This is a genomic window from Roseobacter cerffii (assembly GCF_054226325.1).
Map to the genome: position 1 here is coordinate 1,338,350 of NZ_CM135757.1, position 24,836 is coordinate 1,363,185.

General features: G+C 61.3%; 28 protein-coding genes. 8 read left to right on the plus strand and 20 right to left on the minus strand.

What is annotated here, in order from left to right; all coding sequences use genetic code 11:
• Positions 1 to 20: 20 nt before the first annotated feature.
• The gene (locus ACVC7O_RS06600) at positions 21 to 467 is read left to right on the plus strand and encodes a phasin family protein (protein WP_299676895.1); all 447 of its coding nucleotides are present in this window, start codon (positions 21 to 23) and stop codon (positions 465 to 467) included.
• A gap of 134 nt (positions 468 to 601) precedes the next feature.
• A complete protein-coding gene (phaR, locus tag ACVC7O_RS06605) occupies positions 602 to 1,156 on the plus strand; it encodes a polyhydroxyalkanoate synthesis repressor PhaR (protein ID WP_458325293.1) in 555 nt (184 codons plus the stop codon).
• A gap of 3 nt (positions 1,157 to 1,159) precedes the next feature.
• Here the strand turns inward: phaR and ACVC7O_RS06610 are convergent, their stop codons facing one another.
• The 17 genes from ACVC7O_RS06610 to secG form a co-directional block, all read right to left on the minus strand.
• Positions 1,160 to 2,347 carry a DegT/DnrJ/EryC1/StrS family aminotransferase gene (locus tag ACVC7O_RS06610; RefSeq protein ID WP_458325294.1) on the minus strand — a complete coding sequence of 396 codons (1,188 nt, stop codon included), beginning with the start codon at positions 2,345 to 2,347 and terminating at the stop codon, positions 1,160 to 1,162.
• 87 nt (positions 2,348 to 2,434) lie between these two features.
• Positions 2,435 to 3,739 carry an NAD(P)/FAD-dependent oxidoreductase gene (locus ACVC7O_RS06615; protein WP_458325295.1) on the minus strand — a complete coding sequence of 435 codons (1,305 nt, stop codon included), beginning with the start codon at positions 3,737 to 3,739 and terminating at the stop codon, positions 2,435 to 2,437.
• A 63-nt stretch (positions 3,740 to 3,802) separates the two neighbouring features.
• Entirely contained in the window at positions 3,803 to 5,161 is a 1,359-nt protein-coding gene (locus tag ACVC7O_RS06620; protein ID WP_458325296.1) for a glutamine synthetase family protein, read from the minus strand.
• Complete coding sequence (locus ACVC7O_RS06625; protein ID WP_458325297.1) at positions 5,161 to 5,838, minus strand: type 1 glutamine amidotransferase; 678 nt, start codon at positions 5,836 to 5,838, stop codon at positions 5,161 to 5,163. The genes ACVC7O_RS06620 and ACVC7O_RS06625 overlap by 1 nt, the downstream gene beginning before the upstream one ends.
• 7 nt (positions 5,839 to 5,845) lie before the next feature.
• Entirely contained in the window at positions 5,846 to 7,180 is a 1,335-nt protein-coding gene (locus ACVC7O_RS06630; RefSeq protein ID WP_458325298.1) for a glutamine synthetase family protein, read from the minus strand.
• Between the two features lie 69 nt (positions 7,181 to 7,249).
• The gene (locus tag ACVC7O_RS06635; RefSeq protein ID WP_458325299.1) at positions 7,250 to 8,056 is read right to left on the minus strand and encodes an ABC transporter permease; all 807 of its coding nucleotides are present in this window, start codon (positions 8,054 to 8,056) and stop codon (positions 7,250 to 7,252) included.
• Positions 8,053 to 8,940 (minus strand): ABC transporter permease, encoded by an 888-nt coding sequence (locus tag ACVC7O_RS06640; protein WP_458326047.1) that lies wholly within the window; start codon positions 8,938 to 8,940, stop codon positions 8,053 to 8,055. The genes ACVC7O_RS06635 and ACVC7O_RS06640 overlap by 4 nt, the downstream gene beginning before the upstream one ends.
• A gap of 53 nt (positions 8,941 to 8,993) precedes the next feature.
• On the minus strand, positions 8,994 to 9,719 hold the full coding sequence (locus ACVC7O_RS06645) for a transporter substrate-binding domain-containing protein (RefSeq protein ID WP_458325300.1): 726 nt from the start codon (positions 9,717 to 9,719) through the stop codon (positions 8,994 to 8,996).
• 26 nt (positions 9,720 to 9,745) lie between these two features.
• Positions 9,746 to 10,522 (minus strand): ABC transporter ATP-binding protein, encoded by a 777-nt coding sequence (locus tag ACVC7O_RS06650; protein WP_458325301.1) that lies wholly within the window; start codon positions 10,520 to 10,522, stop codon positions 9,746 to 9,748.
• Positions 10,523 to 10,649: 127 nt separating this feature from the next.
• Positions 10,650 to 11,390 (minus strand): phosphate/phosphite/phosphonate ABC transporter substrate-binding protein, encoded by a 741-nt coding sequence (locus tag ACVC7O_RS06655; RefSeq protein WP_458325302.1) that lies wholly within the window; start codon positions 11,388 to 11,390, stop codon positions 10,650 to 10,652.
• Positions 11,387 to 11,827, minus strand: coding sequence for a tellurite resistance TerB family protein (locus ACVC7O_RS06660; protein ID WP_458326048.1), 441 nt, complete (start codon positions 11,825 to 11,827; stop codon positions 11,387 to 11,389). Before ACVC7O_RS06660 ends, ACVC7O_RS06655 begins: the two co-directional genes overlap by 4 nt.
• A 37-nt stretch (positions 11,828 to 11,864) precedes the next feature.
• On the minus strand, positions 11,865 to 12,302 hold the full coding sequence (locus ACVC7O_RS06665) for a tellurite resistance TerB family protein (RefSeq protein ID WP_458325303.1): 438 nt from the start codon (positions 12,300 to 12,302) through the stop codon (positions 11,865 to 11,867).
• A 6-nt stretch (positions 12,303 to 12,308) separates the two neighbouring features.
• The gene (locus ACVC7O_RS06670; protein WP_458325304.1) at positions 12,309 to 12,959 is read right to left on the minus strand and encodes a hypothetical protein; all 651 of its coding nucleotides are present in this window, start codon (positions 12,957 to 12,959) and stop codon (positions 12,309 to 12,311) included.
• A 47-nt stretch (positions 12,960 to 13,006) separates the two neighbouring features.
• The gene (locus tag ACVC7O_RS06675; RefSeq protein ID WP_458325305.1) at positions 13,007 to 13,792 is read right to left on the minus strand and encodes a 23S rRNA (adenine(2030)-N(6))-methyltransferase RlmJ; all 786 of its coding nucleotides are present in this window, start codon (positions 13,790 to 13,792) and stop codon (positions 13,007 to 13,009) included.
• A gap of 78 nt (positions 13,793 to 13,870) precedes the next feature.
• Positions 13,871 to 14,458, minus strand: a complete 588-nt coding sequence (locus ACVC7O_RS06680) for a hypothetical protein (protein ID WP_458325306.1) — start codon at positions 14,456 to 14,458, stop codon at positions 13,871 to 13,873.
• Positions 14,459 to 14,679: 221 nt separating this feature from the next.
• A complete protein-coding gene (locus tag ACVC7O_RS06685) occupies positions 14,680 to 16,326 on the minus strand; it encodes a CTP synthase (RefSeq protein WP_458325307.1) in 1,647 nt (548 codons plus the stop codon).
• Positions 16,327 to 16,495: 169 nt separating this feature from the next.
• Complete coding sequence (gene secG, locus ACVC7O_RS06690; RefSeq protein WP_458325308.1) at positions 16,496 to 16,861, minus strand: preprotein translocase subunit SecG; 366 nt, start codon at positions 16,859 to 16,861, stop codon at positions 16,496 to 16,498.
• A 321-nt stretch (positions 16,862 to 17,182) separates the two neighbouring features.
• Here secG and nthA point away from each other — a divergent pair, with 321 nt between their 5' ends.
• The 3 genes from nthA to ACVC7O_RS06705 are packed head-to-tail and all read left to right on the plus strand — an operon-like array spanning position 17,183 to position 18,806.
• Positions 17,183 to 17,812 (plus strand): nitrile hydratase subunit alpha, encoded by a 630-nt coding sequence (gene nthA / locus ACVC7O_RS06695; protein ID WP_458326049.1) that lies wholly within the window; start codon positions 17,183 to 17,185, stop codon positions 17,810 to 17,812.
• Positions 17,809 to 18,480, plus strand: coding sequence for a nitrile hydratase subunit beta (gene nthB, locus ACVC7O_RS06700; RefSeq protein ID WP_458325309.1), 672 nt, complete (start codon positions 17,809 to 17,811; stop codon positions 18,478 to 18,480). Before nthA ends, nthB begins: the two co-directional genes overlap by 4 nt.
• Entirely contained in the window at positions 18,477 to 18,806 is a 330-nt protein-coding gene (locus tag ACVC7O_RS06705; protein ID WP_458325310.1) for a nitrile hydratase accessory protein, read from the plus strand. The genes nthB and ACVC7O_RS06705 overlap by 4 nt, the downstream gene beginning before the upstream one ends.
• On the opposite strand, the gene ACVC7O_RS06710 is transcribed toward ACVC7O_RS06705, so the two are convergent.
• The gene (locus ACVC7O_RS06710) at positions 18,803 to 19,198 is read right to left on the minus strand and encodes a DUF6524 family protein (protein ID WP_458325311.1); all 396 of its coding nucleotides are present in this window, start codon (positions 19,196 to 19,198) and stop codon (positions 18,803 to 18,805) included. The two genes, ACVC7O_RS06705 and ACVC7O_RS06710, sit on opposite strands and share 4 nt — an antisense overlap.
• Positions 19,199 to 19,372: 174 nt before the next feature.
• Here ACVC7O_RS06710 and ACVC7O_RS06715 point away from each other — a divergent pair, with 174 nt between their 5' ends.
• Together ACVC7O_RS06715 and ACVC7O_RS06720 are read left to right on the plus strand one after the other, a co-directional pair.
• Positions 19,373 to 20,668: an adenylosuccinate synthase gene (locus ACVC7O_RS06715; RefSeq protein ID WP_458325312.1), complete on the plus strand. Its 1,296-nt coding sequence runs from the start codon at positions 19,373 to 19,375 to the stop codon at positions 20,666 to 20,668.
• Positions 20,669 to 20,676: 8 nt separating this feature from the next.
• Positions 20,677 to 20,901 carry a DUF2842 domain-containing protein gene (locus tag ACVC7O_RS06720; protein ID WP_458325313.1) on the plus strand — a complete coding sequence of 75 codons (225 nt, stop codon included), beginning with the start codon at positions 20,677 to 20,679 and terminating at the stop codon, positions 20,899 to 20,901.
• A 67-nt stretch (positions 20,902 to 20,968) separates the two neighbouring features.
• Here ACVC7O_RS06720 and ACVC7O_RS06725 read toward each other — a convergent pair whose 3' ends face one another.
• Complete coding sequence (locus ACVC7O_RS06725; protein WP_458325314.1) at positions 20,969 to 23,116, minus strand: hypothetical protein; 2,148 nt, start codon at positions 23,114 to 23,116, stop codon at positions 20,969 to 20,971.
• Between the two features lie 162 nt (positions 23,117 to 23,278).
• Between ACVC7O_RS06725 and ACVC7O_RS06730 the strand changes: the two genes are divergently transcribed.
• Positions 23,279 to 23,974 (plus strand): thiamine diphosphokinase, encoded by a 696-nt coding sequence (locus ACVC7O_RS06730; protein WP_458325315.1) that lies wholly within the window; start codon positions 23,279 to 23,281, stop codon positions 23,972 to 23,974.
• Here ACVC7O_RS06730 and ACVC7O_RS06735 read toward each other — a convergent pair.
• Positions 23,880 to 24,809 (minus strand): DMT family transporter, encoded by a 930-nt coding sequence (locus ACVC7O_RS06735; protein WP_458325316.1) that lies wholly within the window; start codon positions 24,807 to 24,809, stop codon positions 23,880 to 23,882. The genes ACVC7O_RS06730 and ACVC7O_RS06735 overlap by 95 nt on opposite strands.
• Positions 24,810 to 24,836 lie beyond the last annotated feature (27 nt).

The following is a 24,836-nucleotide window of genomic DNA, read 5'->3' on the forward strand; positions in this document are numbered from 1 at the left end:
GCGCAAGAGGAATTGAAGAGATGACCAAGACACCTGACATGACCGCGATGTTCAAAGACGTCATGGGTGCGTTTCCGATCGACACAGCCGCGATGGAAGACGCATTCAAGACAACCGCGTCCCTGAACGAAAAGCTGTCCGGCGTGGCTCTGACCGCCGCCGAAAAATCCACCGAGATTTCCAGCAAGTGGACTCAAGACACACTGGCCAAACTGGCTGAGATGTCCAAAGCCAAATCCGAACCTGTCGACTACGCGAAAGCGATGACAGACTTCGCATCGGCTTATTCGGAAACTGCTGCTGAGCACATGGCGGCCTTCGCCGAAGTCGCGAAAAAAGCACAAATGGACACAGTCGAGCTGATGATGGCTGCTGGCAAGGACATGAGCGAAGACGCTTCTGCCGCTGTCAAGAAAGCCACCAAAGAAGCAACTGCTGCGGTCAAGAAAGCAGCAACTGCAAAGTAACCAGTTCCCGGTTAGCGCCTGTTTCCTCCCTGAATGGCGCATACTTCGAGGGCGGGCTTTTTATAGGCCCGCCCTTTCTTTTTGCAAAACCCTGTCCTAAGCTGCAATGCAGCGCCGGATGAGGGAGAAGTCTCATGGCTGAAAATGATAAACCGTTGCTGATCAAGCGTTATGCCAGCCGTCGCCTCTATAATACAGAGACCAGTGACTATGTGACTTTGGAGGATATCGCGACCCTGATCCGGGAGGGACGCGAGGTCCAGATCGTCGATTTGAAGTCGGGCGATGACCTGACGCGACAGTATCTTCTCCAGATCATCGCCGAGCATGAAAGCCGCGGCGAAAGCGTTTTGCCGGTCGATGTGCTGAACGATCTTGTGCGCAGCTATATGACCCCGGGTGCGAGCATCGTGCCGCAGTTCCTTCAGGCCTCTTTCGAGATGCTGCGCGACGGTCAGAGTCAAATGATGGACAAGATGACCGCGATGAACCCGATGGCCAAGATGCCGGGGTTCGAGTTGATGCAGGCGCAGCAAAAAGCCTTCATGAAGGCGATGACGGGTGGGTTGGGCACGACCAGTGGCTGGAGCTCTCCGGACAAGGACGACGAGGATGCAGACGGCGAAGATCTCGATGCGATCAAGAAGCAACTCGCCGATCTGCAGGACAAGCTCTCAAAGCTGAAGTAACGCTCAGGCGACCGCAGGCCGTGTGTCTTCGGTCACTTTGCCGATGGCCTTCAACAAGACGGCCACGACAGCATCCAGTTCATCTTTGGTCAACCGTACCGGCAGTCGCACATCGCAGGCTCGCATCAGCATGGCGCGCGTGCGCGGCAGCTCGGGCAGGTCTTCGATGAATCGCCAGTTCCAGAACGCCCTTGCGTTGTCCGCGCTTTGGCCGAAAACCTGCACCTTCACACCCTCCGCATCTGCGGTCCGCGCGAAAGCCGCGACTGTGGCCTCGTCCAGACCGACGATGTTGAACTGAATGCTGTCCGGCGCGCGTTCCTCACCGCCCAATGGATCCGGCACCTCGATAAAGGGCGAGGTGTTCAGCCGTTTGGCCACATAGTCATGATTGCGCCGCCCGTCGCGCACCCGCTGGGGCAGGGCGTCGAGCTGTGGGCGGATCAACGCCGCAGACAGGTTGTTGAGCCGCAGGTTGTAGAGCGGCAGCTTGTTCTGATGGCGCGAAAACGCTTCGAGCAGGACCGGGTGTTTCTTCCAGTTGTGCTCATAGGCCCCTGACATGATGATCGCGCGCGCGACAAGGTCCGCGTCATCGGTGATCAGGATGCCGCCTTCCCCGGCGTTCACCATCTTGTAGGACTGGAAGGAGAAGCACCCGACGCGCCCGATCGTGCCGATCTTCCGCCCGTTCCACAGCGTGCCGAGGGAGTGCGCCGCGTCTTCGATCACAGGGATTTCGGCGGCGTCACAGAGCGCCATGATCGCATCCATGTTCGACGTGTGCCCGCGCATGTGGCTGATGATAACCGCTTCGGCCTGCGGCAGCTTGGCGGCAAAGTCATCGATGTCGATGCGGTAGTTCTCACCAACCTCGCAGAGGATCGGCACACAATCTGCGTGTACAACCGACGATGGCACTGCCGCGAAGGTGAAACCCGGGATCAGCACGCGCGCGCCCTTTGGCAGGTCCAGCGCCTTCAGCGACAGAAACAATGCGGCGGAACAGGACGACACGGCCAGAGCATATTTGCTCCCCATCATCTGCGCAAATTCGGCCTCGAGAAGCGCCACAGGCGCGTCAGATGGCGCTGTATAGCGAAAGAGGTCGCCGCTCTGCAACAACCGGTCAATCTCGGCCCGTGCCGCCTCGGGGATGGGTTCGGCGGCATGCATGTCGGGGAGCGTCATATTCGTATTTCCTTAATGTGACTTTTGGAAATACTAAATCGAAGCGTTGTGGGCGCCAAGTGAATTGTTTGTGACGCCTGCCGAGACCTACACGCCGAGGCGATCGCGCAGCGCGTACCAACTCATCGCCAGCACCAGCAGCGGCGTCCGCAGCGCACCGCCGCCGGGAAAGGCGGGCGTCGGCACAGAGCCCATCGTGTCAAAGCCGTCGGTCTCGCCTGCGATGGCGTCGGCCATAAGCTTGCCCGCATGAGTGGCCGTGCCGACGCCATGCCCGGAGTATCCGGAGGCGGACAGAACGTTCGGCGCCAGACGCGCGAGATAGGGGAAACGCTTCATTGTAATGCCCAACGTGCCTCCCCAGGCGTAGTCAATCTTCACGCCCTTCAGGTGCGGAAAGACAATTTCCATCGGCTTGCGGACGGTGGCGGAAATGTCGTCCGGAAACTTGTAGCCATAGCTTTCGCCACCCCCGAAGAGCAGACGCCCGTCATGGCTCAGGCGGAAGTAATTGATTACAAACCGGCTGTCCGCGACGGCGATGTCGCGCGTCAGCACCTTGCGCGTATCCGCCCCAAGCGGTTCGGTCGCAACGATGAAGTTGTTGATCGGCATGACGCGCGCAGAGACCGAGGGCGCGAGCGAGGACAGATAGCCATTGCAGGCGAGGATCACATGGGCCGCCGAGACCCGGCCTGCATCTGACCGGATGGCCGCCGGAGATCCGTGCTCGATGCCATGCACGCAGGAATGCTCGTAGATTTCCACACCCGCCGCCTGCGCGGCCCGCGCCAGCCCCAACGCAAAGGCCAGGGGATGCAGATGCGCCGCGCCCCTATCCAGAAATCCGCCTTTGTAATCCGGTGACGGGCAAAGCGCTTGGCACGCGTCGGCATCCAGCGGCTCTACCTCTGAATACCCGTATCTGTTCGACAGATCGGCAGCATATTCGTGCAGCTCCTCCACATCGGACTGATGCGATGCGGTATAGGCGATGCCCGGCTTCAAATGGCAGTCGATCTGATGCGTCTTGATAAGCCCCTTCACAAGGGCCTTGGCATCCTCCGCAAGATCCCAGAGTGCCCGTGCCTTGGTTTCACCGACCATCTCTTCGAGCGTATCCTGCTCGACCCGCTGTCCGCTACCCAACTGACCCCCATTCCGACCGGATGCGCCAAACCCGACCCGATGCGCCTCGAGAACCACGACCCGCCGTCCTGCTTGCGCCAGATGCAGCGCCGCAGAGAGACCGGTGTAGCCTGCGCCGATGATGCAGACATCTGCCGTCACCTCTCCTTTGAGGCTGTCAAACGGCGGCAGGGCGGGCGTGCTCGCCGCGTACCAGCTATTCGGATAGGCGCCGATCTCGTCGTTGGCATAGAGCAAATTCACAACTCGGCCCCTTCACCCATCGAAAATGCAGTCCTGCGGAGCGCGCCGCAGATCGCAGCCCACTCAGACGTTGAGGAGGAGGTGCTCGCGTTCCCAAGGCGAAATCACCTGCAGAAACTCATCGTACTCCGCCCGCTTCACAATCGAATAGACCCGTGCGAATTCGCTGCCCAGTACCTCGTGCAGCGCTTTGGCGTCTTCGAAGAGATCGAGCGCAGAGCCCAGAACACGCGGGATATCCCCCTCGCCATCATAGGCGTCGCCCTTGAATTCGGGCGCGGGTGTCTGCCGCTCCATCAGCCCGAGATAGCCACATGCGAGGCTCGCGGCGATCCCCAGATAAGGGTTGCAATCCATGCCCGTTAGCCGGTTTTCCACCCGCCGGGCTTCGGGGCTGGAGAGCGGTATACGAATACCGGTTGTGCGATTGTCGCGCCCCCAATGCAGGTTGATCGGCGCGGCTTGATCCTTCACATACCTGCGGTAGCTGTTCACGTAGGGCGCAATGACCGCCATGGCTGAGGGCATATGCGTTTGCAGTCCGGCAATGAAGTGCTGGAAGGCCTCTGTCTCCTCCGCATCTTCGCCGGAGAAGATGTTCCCGCCCGTCTCGGCATCAAGCACCGAGTGATGAATATGCATCGCGCTTCCGGGCTCATCTTCGATGGGTTTGGCCATGAAGGTGGCAAAGCAATCGTGCCGAAGTGCGGCCTCGCGGATCAGCCGTTTGAAGTAGAATACCTCATCGGCGAGCTTGACCGGATCGCCGTGGCGCAGGTTGATCTCCAGCTGGCCCGCGCCACCCTCCTGCGTGATCCCGTCAATCTCGAAGCCCTGCGCCTCGGCAAAATCATAGATATCGTCGATCACCGGTCCGAACTCATCCACCGCCGTCATGGAGTAGGCCTGGCGCGCGGCGGCGGGACGACCGGATCGGCCCATCATCGGCTCAATCTCATGCGCCGGGTCGATGTTGCGTGCGACAAGGAAGAACTCCATTTCCGGCGCCACCACGGGCTCCCACCCCTTGTCTCGGTAAAGCTGGCAAACACGTTTGAGCACATTCCGCGGGCTGAAGGGCACCGGCGCATCCGCCCGGTCATAGGCGTCATGGATCACCTGCAGCGTCCAATCCCCGGTCCAGGGGGCCGCGGTGGCGGTGCTCATGTCCGGCTTCAGGATCATATCCTTTTCGATGAACCCGTCATCGCCTGCCGCTTCGCCCCAGTCGCCGGTGATGGTCTGGTAAAAGATGCTGTCGGGCAGGTGGAAATAATCCTGCCGCGCGAATTTGGACGCGGGCACCGCCTTACCGCGGGCGATCCCGGGTAGATCGGAGATGATGCACTCCACCTCGTCCAGTCTGCGCCCTTCGAGGTAGACCTGTGCCGCCGCGGGCAGATTGCTTGTCCAGTCGGCCATCAGGCCCTCTCTTTCTTGAAAAACGCGGCCATCATATCCGCCATCGACATCCGATCCGTGGGTCTTTCGAGGCGGGCGCTCGCGTCCCGCAGAAGATGGTCGGGCACGACCCCTTTGCCCCGGGTTTTGATCAGCCCGTCGATGAAACCGGCGTCATATTCGGGGTGTGGCTGGATCGTCCACATGGTGTCGCCATAGAGCAGCCCGGCGTTCTCACAAAAGTCATTGCGCGCGAAGACGGTGGCGCTCTCGGGCTTCTCAACCACCTGATCCTGGTGCCAGGCGTTCACGGCCATCCCCTCGCCATTCACCTCGTAGTCGGTCGAACCTACGGCCCAGCCGCCAGCGAACTTCTCGACCCGCCCGCCCATGGCTTGTGCAATGATCTGATGCCCGAAGCAGACGCCGATCATGGGCCGCCGCGCGACATAGGCTGCGCGGATGAAGTCTTCCAGCGGCGGTATCCAGGGATGATCTTCATAGGCGCCATGCTTCGAGCCGGTGATCAGCCAGCCGTCGGCCACCTCGACGCTCTCGGGAAAGGCGCCGTCACAGACGCTCCATCCCTCAAAAGTGAAACCGCGCCCCGCCAGCAGGCGCGCGAAGTACTGGTCGTAGAGGCCGCCCTCCATCATGTTTTCAGGCGGGTGGCCCGTGATCAGGATGCCAATCTTCATGCGCGCCTCACACCGTATCGAGATAGATGGCGACCTGCTCCGCAGGCGACAACTCTTGCATATAGTGCAGCTCCTGCCGCTTGGTCAGAACAAAGTTGCGGACCAGATCAGCGGCGAAAATTCGTGCGATCTGCGGGCTGCCCTCAAACGCGTCAATGGCGGATGGCCAGTCGCCGGGAATCTGCGGTAACTCCAACTCATAGGCATTGCCGGTGATCGGTGCAGGCGGTTCAGCCGCATCTTCGATCCCCGCAATCGCGGCGCCAAGAACGGCAGCCATCATCAGATACGGGTTGACGTCGCCACCGGCGACCCGGTGCTCGATGCGCCGGGCCGTGGGCGCCCCCGAGGGAATACGGATGGCCGAGGTGCGGTTCTCATAGGCCCAGCTCACCCCTGTCGGCGCATGGGCGCCCGGCACCATCCGGTCAAAGCTGTTGGCGTGGGGCGCAAACACCAATGCCGAGCCTGGCATGGCATCCAGACAGCCCGCCACCGCATGGCGCAGCGTATCGCTGCCCTCTGGCCCGCCGTTGTCAAAGACGTTCCGTCCATCGGCGTCCAGCACCGAGAAGTGCACATGCAGGCCCGATCCCGAATAGTCCTCATAGGGTTTGGCCATGAAACTCGCCGCGAACCCGTGTTTGCGGGCCATGCCCTTGACCAGCATCTTGAAGAGCCACGCGTCATCCGCCATGCGCAGGGCATCGTCGCAATGCATGAGGTTGATCTCGAACTGCCCCAGACCGGACTCGGAGATGGCAGTGTCGGCGGGAATGTCCATCTCTTCGCACGCATCGTAGAGATCAGTGAAAAACGTGTCGAACTGGTCGAGCGCTCGCAGGCTGAGGATTTCCCCGGCCACCCGGCGCTTGCCCGAGCGGGGTGAGGGCGGCACCTGCAGTGTGCGCCCGGAATCGTCGATGAGGAAGAACTCCAACTCCACCGCGCACACCGGCGTCAGACCCCGCGCGGTATAGCGGTCAAGCACGGCTTTCAACGCATGGCGGGGGTCGCCATCGTAGGGTCGACCGTCTTCATGGAACATCCAGATGGGTAGAAGAGCGGTTGGCGCATCCAGCCAAGGCATGGGCATGAACCCGCGCTCGGTCGGCTTCAGCACGCCATCTCGGTCGCCATGTTCAAACACCAGCGGGCTGTCGTCGATGTCCTCGCCCCAGATATCTAGGTTAAGCACTGACATCGGAAAGCGCGTGCCGCCCTCGATCGCCTTATCCGCAAAACGTGCCGGGATGCGCTTGCCCCGGGCCTGTCCATTGAGATCGGAGGCCGCGACACGAATGGTGCGCACCTGCGGGTTTTTGCGAAGCCAGTTCTTCATAGGTCACCAAAAGGCGGGCGATCGGGCTTCCGCCGCCTGCACGGACTAATTTGATCAAATTAAGGGATACTACCGGACCAAGTTCGGGCGCAACCTAATTCTGCGCCGAACGTTTTGCGGTAAGTGTCGGTTCAGGCGGGCATTTATCAGCCCGAAGAGACCAATGACGGCAAGCGTCAGCAAGATGAAATAGAAGGCCAGAATGGGGTAGGGCACGAAGGGGTTGAAGGTCTTGTCGGCGAAATAGTTGGCGTAATAGAGCGCATCGCCGCGCTGTTGCCAGGCCGGAAATCCGGAGAAAAACACAAGTGCCGTGGCGTGGAAGAGAAAGATCGCCTCGTTGGTATAGGCCGGCCAGGCCAGCCGCAGCATTGTGGGCCAGATAATCCGTTTGAACCGCATCCAGCCCGACAGACCATAGGCGTCCGCCGCTTCGGTGTCGCCCTTCGGGATCGACTGCAGCGCGCCATAGAAAATCTCGCCGGAATAGGCCGCAGTGTTGAAGAACAGCACGATGAGCGCGCCGAGCCAGGCGGCGGTGAAGGGGTCAAAGAACGGTGAAACCGATTTCAGGTTGAGAAACAGGAAGTAGGCAAAGAAGAATTGGATGAAGAGCGGCGAGCCGCGGAAGAGAAAGATGAACCACTCCGCCGGTTTGCGCAGAACGGCCCGTGGGGACGCCTTGCCCATCGCGAGTGCGGTTGCGAGGAAGAAGCCCATCAGCAAGGCGAAGGCCCCGAAATAGATGTTCCAGATCATGCCGGAGCCGATCAGGGTGAACTGTTGGCACAGGGTAAAGTCGTCGCGTGGCAGAAGGCGCTCACCAATGCCGATGGCGCGAAGTCCATAGTCCTGGATCGTCTGCAAGCAGCTCACGCGACTGCGGCCTTGCGTTGTGCTTCGCCGGCTGCTGTGGCCTGTCCTTTGGTCAGCCGCGTCATGATGCGGGCGAGAACGATCTCCGAGACGCGGGTGAAGAGCAGATAGAACACGAGCAGCGCCAGGAAGTACCACATACGCCAGTCGCCATGCGGGTAGTCGGTGAAGCGCGGCGTCTTGGTGCCGCCCAACTCGCGCGCCCAGTAGACGATGTCTTCGACGCCGAGCAGGAAGAGCAGCGGTGTGGCCTTGATCAGCACCATCCAGAGATTGCTGAGCCCGGGCAGCGCAAAGACCCACATTTGCGGAACCAGCACACGCCAGAAGGTCTGGCGGGGTGTCATGCCATAGGCCTCCGCAGTCTCGAGTTGCGGTCGGGGCACGGCGCGCATCGCACCAAAGAGCACATTGGCCGCGAAGGCACCGAAGACAATGGCAAAGGTGAGGACAGCGAGGGCGAACCCATAGCTCTCGTGCACCCATTGCGGTGCGCTGCCCAAGGGCATCTTGGCCGCCTGACAGACAACGAAATCATTGCCCTGCCTGATCGGCTCGGACCAGTCCGGGCAGAGCACCTTATGCCGCAGGTATTCTATACCCTGGTCGAGCGCGATGACGAAGAACAGGAAAAACGCGATGTCGGGCACGCCGCGCACAATCGCGATATAGCCCTTGCCGATCCACCGCAGCGGCGCGACTTGGGACCGCGCTGCTGATGCTCCGCCAAAACCGAAGAGCAGCGCGAGAGGGGCCGTGATCGCAAGCAAGGTCAGAACCGTAATGACCGAGTAGTAGATCGACATGTGCTTGCCCGTGGTCAGGTAGCACGCCATCCACTGCCAGTCTGGCAAAATGCTGGGATCTGTACAAAAGCTAAAAATAATGGCCTCGCAAAGTCACAGGGGGCCGCCAAACGCCACCCCCTGCCACTATATCAGAAACGACCGGTAATTTCCCACTTTTCCAGAAGCTCGTTCAGGGAACCGTCTTCTTTCATCGTGGTGATGGCCGCATTGAAGGTCTCTTTCAGCTCCGTGTCGCTCTCGCGCAGGCCCAGGCCGATGCCGCCGCCAAGGAGCTCTTCCTGCTCCAGCATGATCAGATCGGGGTCAGCATCCGCAATCGGCAGAAGGAAAGACTTGTCGGCCAGCACGGCGTCTGCTTCGCCGTTCTTCACAGCGGCGATGGTTTCTTCCGGCGTCGCAAATTCGACCAGGGTCGCACCGCTCTCGGCGATGAAGGCCGCTTGAATCGTATTGGTCTGTGCCGCTACGACGCCGCCGGCTAGGTCGACATCGTCGGAGGCTGCTATATAGGCGGAGGGATCCGGCAGCGTGTAATTCTGTGTGAAATCAATCACTTCATCACGCTCATCCGTGATCGACATGCCCGCGATGATCACATCGTAGTTGCCGGAGACAAGGTTCGGGATGATGCTGTCCCACTCGTTGGTGACCCACTCGCAGGTCAGCTCTGCACGGGCGCAAAGCTCATCGCCCAAGTCACGCTCAAAGCCCGCGACCTCGCCTGCGTCGTTCAGAAAGTTGTACGGAGGGTAGGCGCCTTCGGTGCCCATGCGGACGGTTTTGCCATGGCCATCGGCCAGCGCCACGCCCGCGGACAGCGCCAGTGCCGCTGTGGAAAGGATAAGGTTTTTCATCAGAGTACTCCCTTGTTTTTGTTTGGTTACGCCGCGTGGGTTGCAGACAGGAACCCGCGCAATCGTTCGGATTTGGGCGCGCCGAACAGCGTCTCGGGCGGCCCTTGTTCTTCGATCAGCCCCTGATGCAGGAACACCACGTGATCCGAGACATCGGCGGCCAGTTTCATATCGTGGGTCACGATGATCATGGTGCGCCCTTCAGCGGCAAGATCCTTGATCACCTTTACGACCTCCTGCTCAAGCTCCGGGTCGAGCGCCGAGGTCGGCTCGTCAAAGAGCAGGGCTTCCGGCTCCATGCAGAGCCCGCGCGCAATCGCCGCGCGCTGTTGTTGACCACCGGAGAGCTGGGCCGGGTAGACATCGCATTTGTCACCGATGCCGACCTTGTCCAGATAGGCGCGGGCTGCCTGTTCCACCTCGTCACGGTCGCGGCGCAGGACGGTCAGCGGGGCTTCCATCACGTTCTGCAGGATCGACATATGGGCCCAGAGGTTGAACTGTTGAAACACCATCGAGAGGTTCGTGCGCATCCGCAGTACCTGGGCAGGGTCCGCCGGGCGCCGCCCATGACCTTCGCCCTTCCAACTGACCGGCTCGCCCTTGAACTTGATCTCGCCTTGCTGGCTGTCCTCCAGCAGATTGCAGCAGCGCAAAAGCGTCGACTTGCCAGAGCCGGACGACCCGATCAGGGAAATGACATGGCCCTTCGGAGCGGAGATACTGACACCCTTGAGCACTTCGAGCGCACCATAGGCCTTGTGCAGGTTGTTGATTTCAATAACCGGTTGCTCAGCAGTCAAGAGGATCGTCCCAAGAATGATTCAAGGCGGTATAAGGGGTTAATTTTGCGCATTTTGCAATGTGGAAAGCGGCAATTGCAGGTTTCCGCGGGGTCAGTTGCGGAAAATTTGAGGCACGCCTCTTCTTTCAACGCGGCGGCAGCGGTTCTGCCAGATAGGCCGACGCCGGGATCGCGACGATCCCCTTGAGCAGAAGGCGGCTGCGATCCTTCGGGCTCAGCGCTTTGATCGCCTGATCCACGGCGTTAAAGAGCCGGACGGTGTCGCGTCCTTGTGCGGAAATCAGCGGCAGGCCGGGCGTGGGCCGGGTAACGGCCAGAACGCGCAGGTCCGCCGCGACATCGGTGTCGCGCGTAAGCAGGCGCCATGTGACCGCGTCGAGCGCTGCAATGTCGGCCCGCCGCTCCGCCACGGCCTGCGCGGAGGCTGCATGGCTGCCGGTGTCGAGCGTACGACCGACGAAGTTGTATCCAAATCCGTTCTCGGCGAGATGCCCTTCGATGGCCGCCCAGCCCGACTGCGACCGCGCGTCGTTGCGGGCCAGACAGGCGCCGTCAAAGGCTCTGAGATCTTCGCGCGGATCATCCTCGCGGACCACTACTACTGAGCGATAGAACCCCGGCGGGCAGCCATCCACACGGTAGTCCGGCGTCCCGACGAGGCTGACGCGGGCGTGCAGCCCACTGCGGTAGGGCAGGCCACAGGTCTGGGACAGGATGAGATTGGGGTCTTCCCAGGTTGTGTGCGGGTCCGTGCTCCGGTCGAGCGTGGGAGGGCCTGCGCCGTATGCCTCCCTGACCAAATCCCAAAGCCGATCATTCGCCGCACGTGTGCTGGCGGTGTCGTACATCGGCAAGCTTGCAGTCATGGGCTGTCGTCGACGGCCTGACGGGCGAGGGCGGAGTCACGGTCGCTGACGCCGAGGAAATTGGTGACCATCCGGATAAGCGCGTCTTCTTCCTTGGCCCGCGCGCCGTCAGCCAGCACGACCTGCCACAACGCTTGCACGACCGCGCGGCGCTCCTCATACGGCACCGCATCCTTGATGGCGCGGGTGAACCGCACGGTATCCGGCGCCTCGGCCTCCAGGGCTTCGGCTTCGGCGCGCAGGGCAGCGGTTGCCCCTGGCCCCAGATCATACCGCCGTGCGGTGATCTGGTCGATCCGGTCCTGCTCACCCGCGCTGTAATCGTTGTCCGAGCGGGCGATACGCACCAGGAGGGCGGTGAGCGCGAGCCGCGCGTCCTCGTCGGGCAGCGGCTCCTCTGTCGGTTGGGTCAACCGCTTTATGAAATCAGCAAACATGATCGCGATATAGTCGGGTTTTGCGGGGCTGCCAATGTTACTCGCGCCGCAGCGCCGTCTGTCGGGCCGCGGCAATATCTTCATCGGTGAGCCCCAGCGCCGTTTCGATGGCCAAAAGCTGGACCTCTTCATCCCCGTCGCGCTTGCCATCGGCCAGGGCCACGCTCCACATCGCATCAGCCAATGCCTTGCGGTCTTCATAGTCGACTTCGTCTCGCAGGATCTGCGCGAATTCGGGTGTGCCGGGCGCGTGGCGCTCCAGAGCTTCGCAAGTGGCGCGCAGCTTCGCGGCCTCCAGCGGTTTGAGATTGAACGTCTCCGCGAGAATCCGGTCGATCTGTCCGACTTCGGATGCCTGGTAGTTGCGATCGGCCATGGCCACGCGCACCAGCAAGGCGCCAAGCGCCAGTTGCGCATTGGGTTGCGGCAAAGGGGTGGGGTCAGGTTTTCTGCGGGGGAAAAGGCGTTCAAACATAAAAGGCTAGCTGAGATCCGGAGGCTTTCCAAAGCGAAGATTGTCGAGGGCGAGGCCCTGCGGGTCGGTGTTGGTGATCACAACGCCGGCGATATCCGCCTCGCCGGTCGCGCGCAGAAAGCCGAAGGCGAACTCGCCGACGGGCGGCAGCTGCATCGTCATGATCTCCTGGCCGCCGCGCTGGTAGAAGATAGCCGTGGCCGCACCGTCTTCGCCGCCGCGCAGCTGAAAGGAGAGGGCGGATTGGTCATCATCAAAGAGAAAGGCGATGGCGCCTTCGCCTTGTGCATGGCGTTTCGGGTAGCCAGCCACTCCATACCCGTTCAGCACATTGTTCCCCGCGAAGTAAACGACCGAGAGGTTCTGCCCTTCATCCCCCGGCATAAGGGTAAGAGGCGGCAAGACGGTCCCGCTCAAGACGTCGTGATCACCGTTGGACGAGAGGGTCTGCCCGGCAAAGCGTTCGCCAAAGCTAGCGCCGTCCAACACCAGCACATCCGGGATCAGATGCCCGGGACCATAGCTCGACCGGGTCTCCTCGAAGGTGATCACATAGGTCAATGCGAGCGCGTCGGGATCGACGAGGCACACCGGTGTCTCGCAGGCGGCAGCAACACGGCCGAAACATATGAAACAGAGGACAAACATCAGGCGCATGGCATCACCTTGGCACGCAAACCGAACGCTGCCTAGAGCACAAACGGTTAGGGCTGCGTGAGCGATCTGAACTTGCGTGCGAGCTGTGCAGCTTCCTCCGCGAGGCCGTAGGGCGGTCTGATCACGAAGAGCCCCGAGCCGACCATGCCATGACCGGGGCGGGCTGGCGCGAACTGCACCTCGTGGCGCAGCGCCTCGGGGTGCGCCTGCTCCAGCCGCGCCAGCATCTCCGCGTGCTGGGGTGATCTCAGGATCGGATACCACAGGCAGATGATCCCGACGTTCCAGGCGCGAACGATCCGGGCGATGTGCTGCGGGATTTCGGCATAGTCGGTTTTGACCTCATAGCTCGGGTCGATCAGCATCAGGCCACGCCGTGGCGTTGGGGGCGTCAGCGCGTGGGCGAGGGTAAATCCGTCCTGTTGATGGCAGGTGGCATGTGCTGAAGCGACGGCCCGCGACAAAGCTGCGTGCTCTTGTGGGTGAAGCTCCGCGAAGTGCAGTTTATCGCAGGGGCGCAAAAGCTCGGCGGCGATCAGTGGCGAGCCGGGGTAGCTGCGCGGGCCATGAGCGGCGCGCACGGAGTGCAGAGCACGGGTGAGCGGGTGGTCGGCGTCAAACCAACTATCGACTTTCTCGATGCCTTGTGCCGCTTCGCCGGTCTTGCGGGCCGCAGGATCGGCCAGATCGTAGAGCCCGCGACCCGCATGAGTCTCGATGTAAGTGAGCGGTTTGTCCTTGCGAGTCAGATAGGCCAGCATCCACGCCAGCAGCGCGTGCTTGTGGACATCGGCAAGATTGCCTGCGTGGTAAATGTGCTGATAGCTGAGCATGCCGCGGGTTTAGCGCAACGCCATGCAGGCGCAACCTGCAAGTAACTGGCGGGCCGCAGCCCCGGTTTTGGCGCCTGATCAGGCCTGCTTGAACCGACCCACGCCAATCAGGGACGCCAAACCGAAGAGGGCGAACATCATCGACGCGTTCAATGGCACGGGCGTGATGTGTTCGTCGATGCCGCCGCGCACCTCGGAGGTCAGCTGGAAGTCCGCTTCATAGCCGAAGAACCCGCAGTAACCGTCCGGCAGATCCTGCGCGATGCCATCGGCGGCTGTACATCCGCCTGGCAGGAAGTCACCCGCCGCGCCAAAGAAGCTCACTGTCTCGGTCAACAGATCGACGCGTAGGTTGTAGTCACCAATTCCGTCAAAGAGTTCGAACTCGACCAACTCGCCGGACCCGTCCGTCGTCTCGTCATAGCTGGTGCCGAAGTCACAGTCGAATGCATCACCTATGGCGCAGTCAGCCTCCGAAAACGGCGCGAAGTCGAAGCGGAACGGTAATTCGGTCCCAACCGGAAGGCCCGCAAACGGTGCAAGGTTTGATTTGACTGCCTCTGTGGGGCTGAACCCCGCCGGATAGCAGCTGTCGTCGCCAAAGACGCAGACATCACCTTCTTCGGTTTGCAATTCGGTCAGGCGATCCCCTGTGAATGCGGCCAAAAAGCTGATGGATCCAGCAGAGGCCCCGCCGGATGCTGCACAAAGTGCCACAGTAATCGGTAAAATTTTACGTATCACGACTGCAACTCCCCAAAATCGGTGCCCCGTTTGAGCGACACGTTATGCGAGAGATTTCGCGCGATGAAAGAGGTTAACAGGCTGGCCGTGGGATGGGCGCGATAAGCCGCCGATGCGCGCGCGGATCGTTGCTCATGGTGGCGTCAAACCAACCGGGAGATATCTTTCGCGGCGCGCACGAAGTCTTTGAAGAGCGGGTGCGGATCAAAGGGTTTTGACTTCAGTTCGGGGTGGAACTGCACGCCGATGAACCACGGATGATCGGGCCATTCCACGATCTCGGGCAGCTTCCCGTCGGGGGACATGCCGGAAAAGCACAGGCCTGCCGTTTCCAGCTTGTCGCGATACTTGATGTCGACCTCATAGCGGTGGCGGTGCCGCTCATCGATGGTCGTTGTGCCATAGACCTCCGCCACTTTCGAACCACCGGTCAAGACGGCATCGTAAGCGCCCAGGCGCATCGTCCCGCCCTTGTCGTCCTCGACCTTGCGCGAGACCTTCGCGTTGCCCTGCACCCACTCCTTGAGATGGTAGACCACCGGCTCGAACCGCTTCTTCCCGGATTCGTGGTCAAATTCCTCCGAGCCAGCGGCCGTGATGCCGGCCACGTTGCGCGCTGCTTCGATCACCGCCATCTGCATGCCGAGGCAGATACCCAAATATGGGACCTTCCGCGTGCGCGCAAACTCTGCCGCTTTGATCTTGCCTTCGGTGCCGCGCTCGCCAAAGCCGCCGGGGACGAGGATCGCATGGAAGCCTTCAAGGTGCGGGGCCACATCGTCAGCCTGGTCAAAAACCTCGGCATCGACCCATTCGACCTTGACCTTGACGCGGTTGGCCATGCCGCCATGGGTCAGCGCCTCGGCGATCGATTTATAGGCGTCTTCCAACTGGGTGTATTTGCCAACGATGGCGACTTTGACCTCGCCTTCGGGATTGTGCACGCGGTCGGAGACATCCTGCCAGACGGTCAGGTCGGGGCGTGGCGCCGGCGAGATGTCGAAAGCATCCAGCACCGCCTGGTCGAGCCCCTGTTCGTGGTAGGCCAGTGGCGCGTCGTAGATCGTCTTGAGATCGTAGGCGGCCACCACCGCCTCTTTGCGCACATTACAGAAGAGCGCGATCTTTTCGCGTTCCTTTTCAGGGATCGGTTGTTCGGAGCGGCATACCAGAATGTCGGGCGCGATCCCGATGCTTTGCAGTTCCTTCACGGAGTGCTGAGTGGGCTTGGTTTTCAACTCACCGGAGGCAGCGAGGTAGGGCAGCAGCGTCAGATGCATGAAGATACACTGACCGCGCGGCTTGTCATGGCTGTACTGACGGATCGCTTCGAAGAAAGGCAGGCCCTCGATGTCGCCCACGGTGCCGCCGATCTCGCAGAGCATGAAATCGACCTCGTCCCCGCCGATGTCGAGAAAGGCCTTTATCTCGTTGGTGACATGCGGAACCACCTGGATGGTTTTGCCGAGATAATCGCCGCGCCGCTCCTTTTCGAGCACATTGGAATAGATCCGGCCCGACGACACGGAATCGGTACTGCGCGCCGGCACACCGGTGAACCGTTCGTAGTGCCCAAGGTCGAGATCGGTCTCCGCGCCATCGTCGGTGACGAAAACCTCGCCATGTTCGAAGGGCGACATGGTCCCGGGGTCCACGTTCAGATAGGGATCGAGCTTGCGCAGTCGCACTGAAAAGCCGCGCGCTTGCAGCAAGGCACCCAGCGCTGCGGATGAGAGCCCCTTGCCGAGCGAGGACACCACACCGCCGGTGATGAAGATATATCGTGCCATGCTCTGATCTGCTCCCGTGCCTTTTTGCGGTCAAAAGCCGCCTGGATCGGCTGCAAACATCGCAGCTCCACGGGACTTAAGTCTAACAGGATTCGGATGCGGAACGCAAGAGATGACGCAACATGATGTTGCAAAACATCTTACATCCGCAAGGGGTTGTAGTCCGGGGTTAATCCAGTGTCGGAACCAACGGCGCGTTGTCATCCGGGCTCGGCGGCAGCAGCAAATCACCTTCCGGTACAGCAGGCGTATCGCTTTCGTTCAGCGCCGGTGGGGTCACGCCAAGGCGGTCCACGACGGAGGAGCCCGAAGCGTTTTCAGCCGCGAAGATCGTCAGCGTGATCGACGTACAGATAAACGCAATGGCCAGAAGCCAGGTAAACTTTCCGAGGGCCGTCGCCGCGGCGCGACCGGTCATGGCACCGCCACCACCGCCGCCCATACCCAGACCGCCGCCTTCCGACCGCTGCATCAGCACGACAGCGATCAGGCTCAGCGCCAGGATGAGGTGAACGATCAGGATGACGTTTTCCATGAATGACCCAATATGGTTCGATTAGCTTCCGGGGTATCTAGGCAAGTTTGCTGTCGCTCGCAAGGGACGATTGCCGTGATTTGGCGGCACAGTCACACGTCAAGACCGCCGCCAGATGTCTCCGCCGGGCGACGGTCTGTCGAAGCTACTCTCTCTTGCGCGCAACTAAGAGGGTTATCCTGGAATTGAGGCGCTGAAGACTCGCTTCATACGGGAACCATAACACATCTGGCGCAAAAAATCGCAGACAAATGCGCGCCTGTGGATAAGTCCGGCGGCGTGGCGCTGGACAAGCCGCGCACCGCACCGCAAAGTCGCACCATGCCTCATGATGATCCCGACCATCCGCACAGTCTCTTGCCGCCTGATCCCGCGTTGCGCGTCAAGGCGCTCGAGACCATCCTCACCCGCAAGGGGCTTGTCGATCCGGACGCTCTGGACGCCATCATCAACACCTATGAAAACGAGATCGGGCCGCGCAACGGGGCGCAGGTGGTTGCCAAGGCCTGGTCTGATCCTGCGCTCAAGGCTGCTCTGCTCGAAGATGCCACGACAGTGGTGAGCGAGTTGGGTTTCTACGGGCGTCAGGGCGAGCACATCGTTGCTGTCGAAAACACCCCGGAGGTGCACAACATGGTCGTCTGCACGCTGTGCAGCTGTTACCCGTGGCCGCTACTAGGGGTCCCGCCGGGTTGGTACAAATCCGATGCTTATCGCGCACGGGCCGTACGCGAGCCGCGTGCGGTTCTGGCCGACTTCGGGGTGACGCTTCCGGAAGAGACTGCGGTGCGGGTCTGGGATTCGACAGCAGAGGTGCGGTATCTGGTGATCCCACAACGCCCCGCAGACACGGACGGGTTCGGCGAGGCCGAACTCATGGCCCTTGTGACCCGCGACAGCATGATCGGCACCGGTCTGGCGCTGGCACCCGCCGAGGCGGCCGCGTCATGACCCGCCCGCACGATATGGGTGGGCGCTATGGCGACGGGCCCGTCGTCCCGGAACCGGAGCAGCCCATTTTCGAAGCCGAATGGCACAAGCGCGCGCTGGCGATTACGCTGGCTGCGGGTACGCTTGGCAAGTGGAACCTGGATGTGTCCCGCCATGCACGCGAGGGGCTCCCCCCGAAGGACTATGTGCGGTTCTCCTATTATGAGAAGTGGATCGCAGCGCTGACCGATTTGCTGGTTGAGAGCAATCTCGTCAGTCGGGCGGACCTGACTAAGGCTCTGCCCGACCAATCGCCGATGGCCGAGACCACGTTGCGCGCCGAGGCGGTTGCGGCCGTCCTTGCGAAGGGCGGGCCGGCCACACGACCCAGCGAGGTCGCGCAGCTCTTTCAGCCGGGTGACGCTGTCCGAACCCGGCGCATTGCGGCGAACGTCCTCGTCGATGGAGGCCATACTCGCCTGCCGCAATATGCGGCAGGGGCGACCGGTCGGATTGTTCGATACCACGGCACGCATGTTTTCCCGGATAGCTCCGCGCATCGTTTGGGTGACGCTGCGGAGCCGCTCTATGCCGTGGCGTTTCCGGCGTCCGAGCTCTGGAGCCATCCGGAACACCCGCGCGATGAGGTCATCCTTGATCTGTGGCAAAGCTATCTGGGGCCCGCATGAGCGCTGTGCCAGAGCCGGTGTTCTCTGAGCCGTGGCACGCGCAGGTCTTCGCGCTCACAGTACATCTGAATGAAGCGGGGCACTTCGCTTGGTCCGATTGGGCCAGCCGTTTTGGGGCGACCCTGAAGCGTCACGGGCTTTCCAAGGACCTCGATGGAGGGGACGATTACTTCGCGGCCTGGCTGGAGACACTTGAAGCGATGCTTGCAAGTCTCGACCTGGCGCAATCCGAGAGGGTCGAAGCGGTCAAAACGGCGTGGGAAACGGCTTATCTCCAAACCCCACATGGCGAGCCGGTGACGCTCCCGGATGATCCTGCGACTTAGTCGTCAATGTCATCCACATCTGACTGACCCGAGAGGGCGCGGCGCACATGGCTCCAGCTCAGCCCGATCCCCAACACCAGCGACAAGGCAAACAGCCCAAGCCAGACGTTCAGGCTCGAGTTGTCCAAACGCAGCACCCCCAGATCGTAGAGCACCCAGATGAGTGCGCCCACGAGCGCAAGCACAAGCATCATTCCACCCGCGCCAATCGACCGGAGCGTGGCGCGCAGGTAGATGATGTACCCGATGGCCAACAACAGTCCCAGCAGCACCGCGATGGAGAGGTTCATCCCGCCGTAGTCGCGGACCCAGTTGAGGTAGTTGTACTGGGTGGGATTGAAGGTGAGCGTCAGCAGTGCAAACGCGAAAAACCACCGTGTGAGAAACCCCATTGCTGCCTGCCTTCTGCCACCGTCTTTTGGCCAACCTAAGCGCGGGTGGCGGGTTTTGTCTACGGCTGAGGGCCGGATCTGCGGCGGGTACTGACCTCAGGCTTTTTCCCTTTCGCCCACAGAAGTGGCCCGCTATACCGGCGCGGGTTTGAAGAGCATCTGAAGGGATCAGCCATGGCCAATGTAGTCGTCGTCGGTGCGCAATGGGGCGATGAGGGAAAAGGCAAGATCGTGGATTGGCTTTCGGAGCGGGCCGATGTGATCGCGCGGTTTCAGGGCGGGCACAACGCGGGCCACACGTTGGTCATCGATGGCAAGGTCTACAAGCTGAATGCGCTGCCTTCTGGTGTTGTGCGTGGTGGGAAACTCTCGGTCATCGGCAATGGCGTGGTGCTGGACCCCTGGCACCTGCTGAAAGAGATCGAAACGGTCGGCGGCCAAGGTGTCGAGATCACGCCCGAGACGCTGATGATCGCGGAGAATACGCCGTTGATCCTGCCGATCCATGGTGAGTTGGACCGGGCCCGGGAAGAGGCGGCGAGCAAGGGCACAAAGATCGGCACGACGGGGCGGGGCATTGGCCCGGCCTATGAAGATAAGGTGGGGCGCCGATCCGTCCGGGTGGCGGATCTTGCGGACCCTGCAACACTGGAGGCGCGCGTCGACCGGGCGTTGCAACATCACGACCCGTTGCGCCGCGGCCTCGGCATCGAGCCCGTGGACCGCGACGCGCTGCTGGCGCAGCTGCGCGAGATTGCGCCCGATATCCTGCAGTATGCGGCTCCCGTCTGGAAGCTGCTGAACGAGAAGCGCAAGGCGGGCAAGCGTATCCTTTTCGAAGGCGCACAGGGTGCGTTGCTGGATATCGACTTCGGCACCTATCCCTTCGTCACCTCGTCGAACGTGATTGCGGGTCAGGCCGCCACAGGCGTGGGGATCGGGCCGGGCTCGATCAACTACGTGCTGGGTATTGTGAAGGCCTACACCACGCGCGTCGGCGAAGGCCCTTTTCCGACGGAACTGGACGATGCGGACGGTCAGCGCCTCGGAGAGCGTGGCCATGAGTTTGGCACTGTCACGGGGCGCAAACGGCGCTGCGGCTGGTTTGATGCGGTGCTTGTGCGCCAGACCTGTGCCACCTCTGGCGTGACAGGGATTGCGTTGACTAAGCTGGATGTTCTCGACGGGTTCGAAACTCTGAAGATCTGCGTCGGATATGAGCTTGACGGGGAGCGGATGGATTATCTTCCAACGGCCGCCGATCATCAGGCGCGCTGCACCCCGATCTATGAAGAGATGCCGGGCTGGTCGGAATCGACGGAAGGCGCACGCACATGGGCGGATCTGCCGGCCAACGCGATCAAATACGTGCGTCGGGTCGAAGAGTTGATCAACTGCCCGGTCGCTCTACTTTCTACGTCGCCGGAGCGGGAAGACACCATTCTCGTGACGGACCCGTTTGCCGACTGAGAGATGTGATGCCCGTCAGCTACAAAAACCGCCGTCGATTGTCTCTGCTGATCTTGCTGGTCGGTCTTCCAGCCTACATCATTAGCGCGGTGACGCTGGTCACCTGGCTTGAACGACCTTCGCTGCTGGTCGAGTTACTGGTCTATGTGGTGCTCGGTATCGTCTGGGCGTTACCCTTCAAGTTTGTCTTCAAGGGCGTCGGTCAGGCGGACCCAGACAATCCAGAACGCTGACCTGCGCTGTGTGAAACAAAAAAGGCAGGCGCTGAGGCCTGCCTTTTTGATTTGTTGATTTGACCGATCAGCTTGCAGCGCGTTCGTCCGGTTTGAAGCCAATCTCGTCCGAGGCGGTGAACCGGCCGCCTTTGATCTTTTCGATCTTGCCGGCACGCAACAGCTGACCGAAGGACCGCAGACCATCTTCGCGGCTGAACTCGCCACAGTCCGCTTGGCGCACGCGGGTCATCAACTGTGGGCGTGAGAACTGCTCATGCCCCTCCACGAAGGAGAGATAGGCCGCTGCCGCCTCAAGCACTTCTGGCAGTTTTGTGGCGCCCACTTGCTCGGCGAACTCGGCAAAACCGGTGTCCTGCGCAAACTCCAGATCGTCCTCCAGGGTCGCGGCCACGCGGCGCGGCATGATAGGGTCGCTGCTCGCAGGCGTTTCTCCGTCAATCCGTTGCTCGGCGACCAGCTTCAGAGGGGTCGGGCGCGCCTCAGCCGGGCGTTCGGTGCGCGCACCGGAAGGCACCGGACGGCGGGGTTTCACCACCTGGGCCAGATCGCTGCGATACGGCTTGGTTGTTTCTTCCTCCGGCTCTTCCTTCTGCATGGTCTTGTCGGCGAAGCGCGCCGCCACCGCTGCGCGGAGATGCGCAAACGCGCTGCGCCGCGTTGCGCCTTCCGGTTCTTCCATCTGCTGGTCCGCTTCGGCCATCAGCCGCGAGACATCTTCTGCAGCGTTGGCGTCAATCGGCGGCAGGCCATGACCTTCGGCGGTGGGCTGCTCTTCCGTGCCGGACGCTTCGGCTGCGACCGCATCCAGCTCGCGCTGAAGGTCTTCTTCGTCTGCGGCAGAGAGCGCGGCTGACGCGTCGGTCTCGAACTCTTCGAGATCCCCGGCCTCCAACGCGGCTTCCAGATCAGCACGATCCACCTTGAGCACGCGGCCCTTGACCGGCGCTCGCTCCTCTTCCACCTCGGATAGGTCTGCCTCAACTGGCTTGGGTGCAGCCTCGTTCTCGGTGTCGGCGGCAATCTCGTCAAAGAGGTTCTCGTCGATGTCGTCCGAGGTCAGATCATCTTCCGTCGAGGTCAGCGGCTCATCGTCCTGATCGGCCATCTCATCTTCAAGACGGCTCAGAACTGCGGCCAGATCGTCATCCTTTTCGGTCTCGTCATCCGCCTCGGCTGCGATCTGATCATCAACCTCAAAGGCCTCTTCGATCTCTTGCGCAGCCGCGGTCAGCTCGGACTGTTGCTGATCAACAGGCTCTTCCTCGGCCTTATTAACCATGTCGAGCGGCAGGTCGTGCATGTCGATAGCGGCCTCACCCTCCGCCGAGACCTCTTCTTCATCGTAGTTTTCCTTATCCTGCTGCGAGACGACATCGCGAATGCGCTGAAGCTTGGCCGCAATGCTGTCGGACGCTGCAGTCTGCGCGCTTTCGGTCTCGATAGCCGGAGCTGGTGTTTCGAACGCGGCAAACTCCGTCGGGCCTTCAAGCTCGGCATCCACGTCCGGTTCGATGTCGTCAAGGCTCGGGCTGTCGGCGAAAAAGGCTTCGACCTCTGACGACGGCTCGTCCTGCTCGGCGACAACGGGCTCCTCTGTCTCAAACGCTTCGTCTTCTTCGACCTCAGCAGCTGCGTCAGCCTGCTCGACCTCTTCGACCGGTTCAGCCTCGCGCTCTGCCTCGGCATCCTCGACAGGCTCGGCAACCGAAGCAACCACGTCTTCAAAGGGGGTCTCCTCGACGACGGCCTCGATGTCTTCGGAGCTCTCCTGCTCAATTGTATCAGGGGTATCGTCCAGGTCCTCTGTCACTACGTCCGCGACGGGTTCAGAGGCCTCTGGCGCAGCTTCCGGTTCTGCGGTGGGTGCGGTCTGCACGTCCTCTTGCACGACCGGCGCCGCCGTCGCGACGGCAGGGCTTGAAGCGGGTGCCTGTTCCGCCTCCTCAAGCACCGCGTCATCATGCGCCTTCAGCAGGATTTGCCCTTCGTGCTCGCGCGCCTCGACACGCCGCGAAACCTCGCGCTCTGCGATCCGCGCGAGCATTTCCGCATCAGGTTGGGGCGGCTCCGCGCCGAAATACCGATCATCCGCAGCAAGATCGCGAAAATACTCCGCAATGGCTTTCATTGTCTCGAACGAGTCGTCAAAGCCTTCCAGCGTGCAGGAAAACGTTCCATAAGAGACAGTCAAAATCTTGTTGTTATTCATCATCGGATGCTCGTCCTCTGCGTGATTTCAACAAACTGTTTACCATATGGGGAAAGTCCAAACCGGCGCGAATCTGTGCTCATTACGGTATCATTTCGTGGCGAGAATGTGTTCTGTTTCCAAAAAGGGCATTAAACTTCGGTGAATACTAAAATTGTAGACAAATTGAATCCAGTAACACTTGTGGGCGGCGGGGCCGTTTCGGAGGGTGATCTGGAGGCTGCGCTGGCGCTCGCGCCGACCTGTGTGGCGGCAGACAGCGGTGCGGAGGCGGTTCTGGCCGCGGGCATCGCACTGGAGGCAGTGATCGGCGATATGGATTCGATCTCGGAGGCGGCGCTGGCACAAATCCCGCCCGAACGCCAGCATCGGATTGCCGAGCAGGACAGCACGGATTTCGACAAGGCGCTGCGCAGTATCACTGCGCCCTTGGTCATCGCCGTTGGATTTTCCGGTTTGAGAATTGACCATCAACTGGCGGCCTTGCACACGCTGGTGATGCGCCCGGATGTGCCCTGTATCATTCTCGGCGCCGAAGATATTATGTTTCTCTGCCCGCGCGATCTGCGCCTTCCGATGCCGCATGGCACACGCGTCTCGCTCTTTCCGATGGGAGCGGTGACCGGGCGTTCGCAGGGGTTGGAGTGGCCGATTGACGGGCTCGCATTCGCACCTGATGGACGGTCAGGCACATCTAACCGTGCGACCGGCGATGTGACCCTTCAGATCGATGCGCCCGTCATGCTTTGCATTCTGCCGCGCAGCTTCATGGCAGCGGTTGCGGCGCTTTTGGCGGCGATACCAGAGCCCGCGCGGTGGCCCGCTCGCGCAACACCACGTAGAGCCCTGCAAGGATCGTGATCAGAATGCCGAGCGACGCCAACGGGTTTGGCAGGTCGCCAAACACGATGAACCCGATCACGGTGGCGAAGGGGATTTCGAGATACTGCATCGGGGCCACGGTCGCCGACGGCGCATAGCGCAGCGACCATGTCATCAACAAATGTGCAATAGTCCCGAGCAGGCCAATGCTGAGCAGCAGGCGCCACTCATAGGCGCTCACTGCGATCAGTTGCAGGTTCCAGACACCGCTGTTCTGGAAGACAAGCAGCGTGGGCACCATCACCGCAATAGCCATGACGCCGCTGACAGCCTGTAACCCGATGGGATCGGTTTCGCGGGCAATCTGCCGTGTGACCAGCATAAAGAGGGCGAAGTTGACCGCGACGCCGATGGGCAGAAGGGCGGGCCAGCCGACCTCCTGAAAGCTTGGCTGAACCACGAGAAGCGTGCCGACAAACCCGACGATGCAAGCGATCAGCCGACGGGAGCCCACTTCTTCATTAAGCGCATATTTGCCGAGGATCAGCATGATGAACGGCATCACGAAGGCGATGGCCACCGCATCGGCGAGTGGCAGATACTTGAGCGCGGTGACCATTGCGCCGATGCCGAGGATATGGAGCAAGGTGCGCACAAACGTGAGCGTCAGGATCCGCCCGCGCATCTTCCATCTTCGATCGGTCCACCAGACCAGCGGAATCAGCACAATCGCCTGCACAGCAAAGCGAACGAGCACCAATTGGCCCACGGGAACCGTCTGCCCGAGGATCTTGGCCACAGCGTCGCCGACCGGTGCCAGGACACAAAAGCCCAGCATCAGCATGATACCAAGAAGGGGGCGGTCGGGGGCCATTGCCGGACCCTAGGCGGCCCCCTCAAT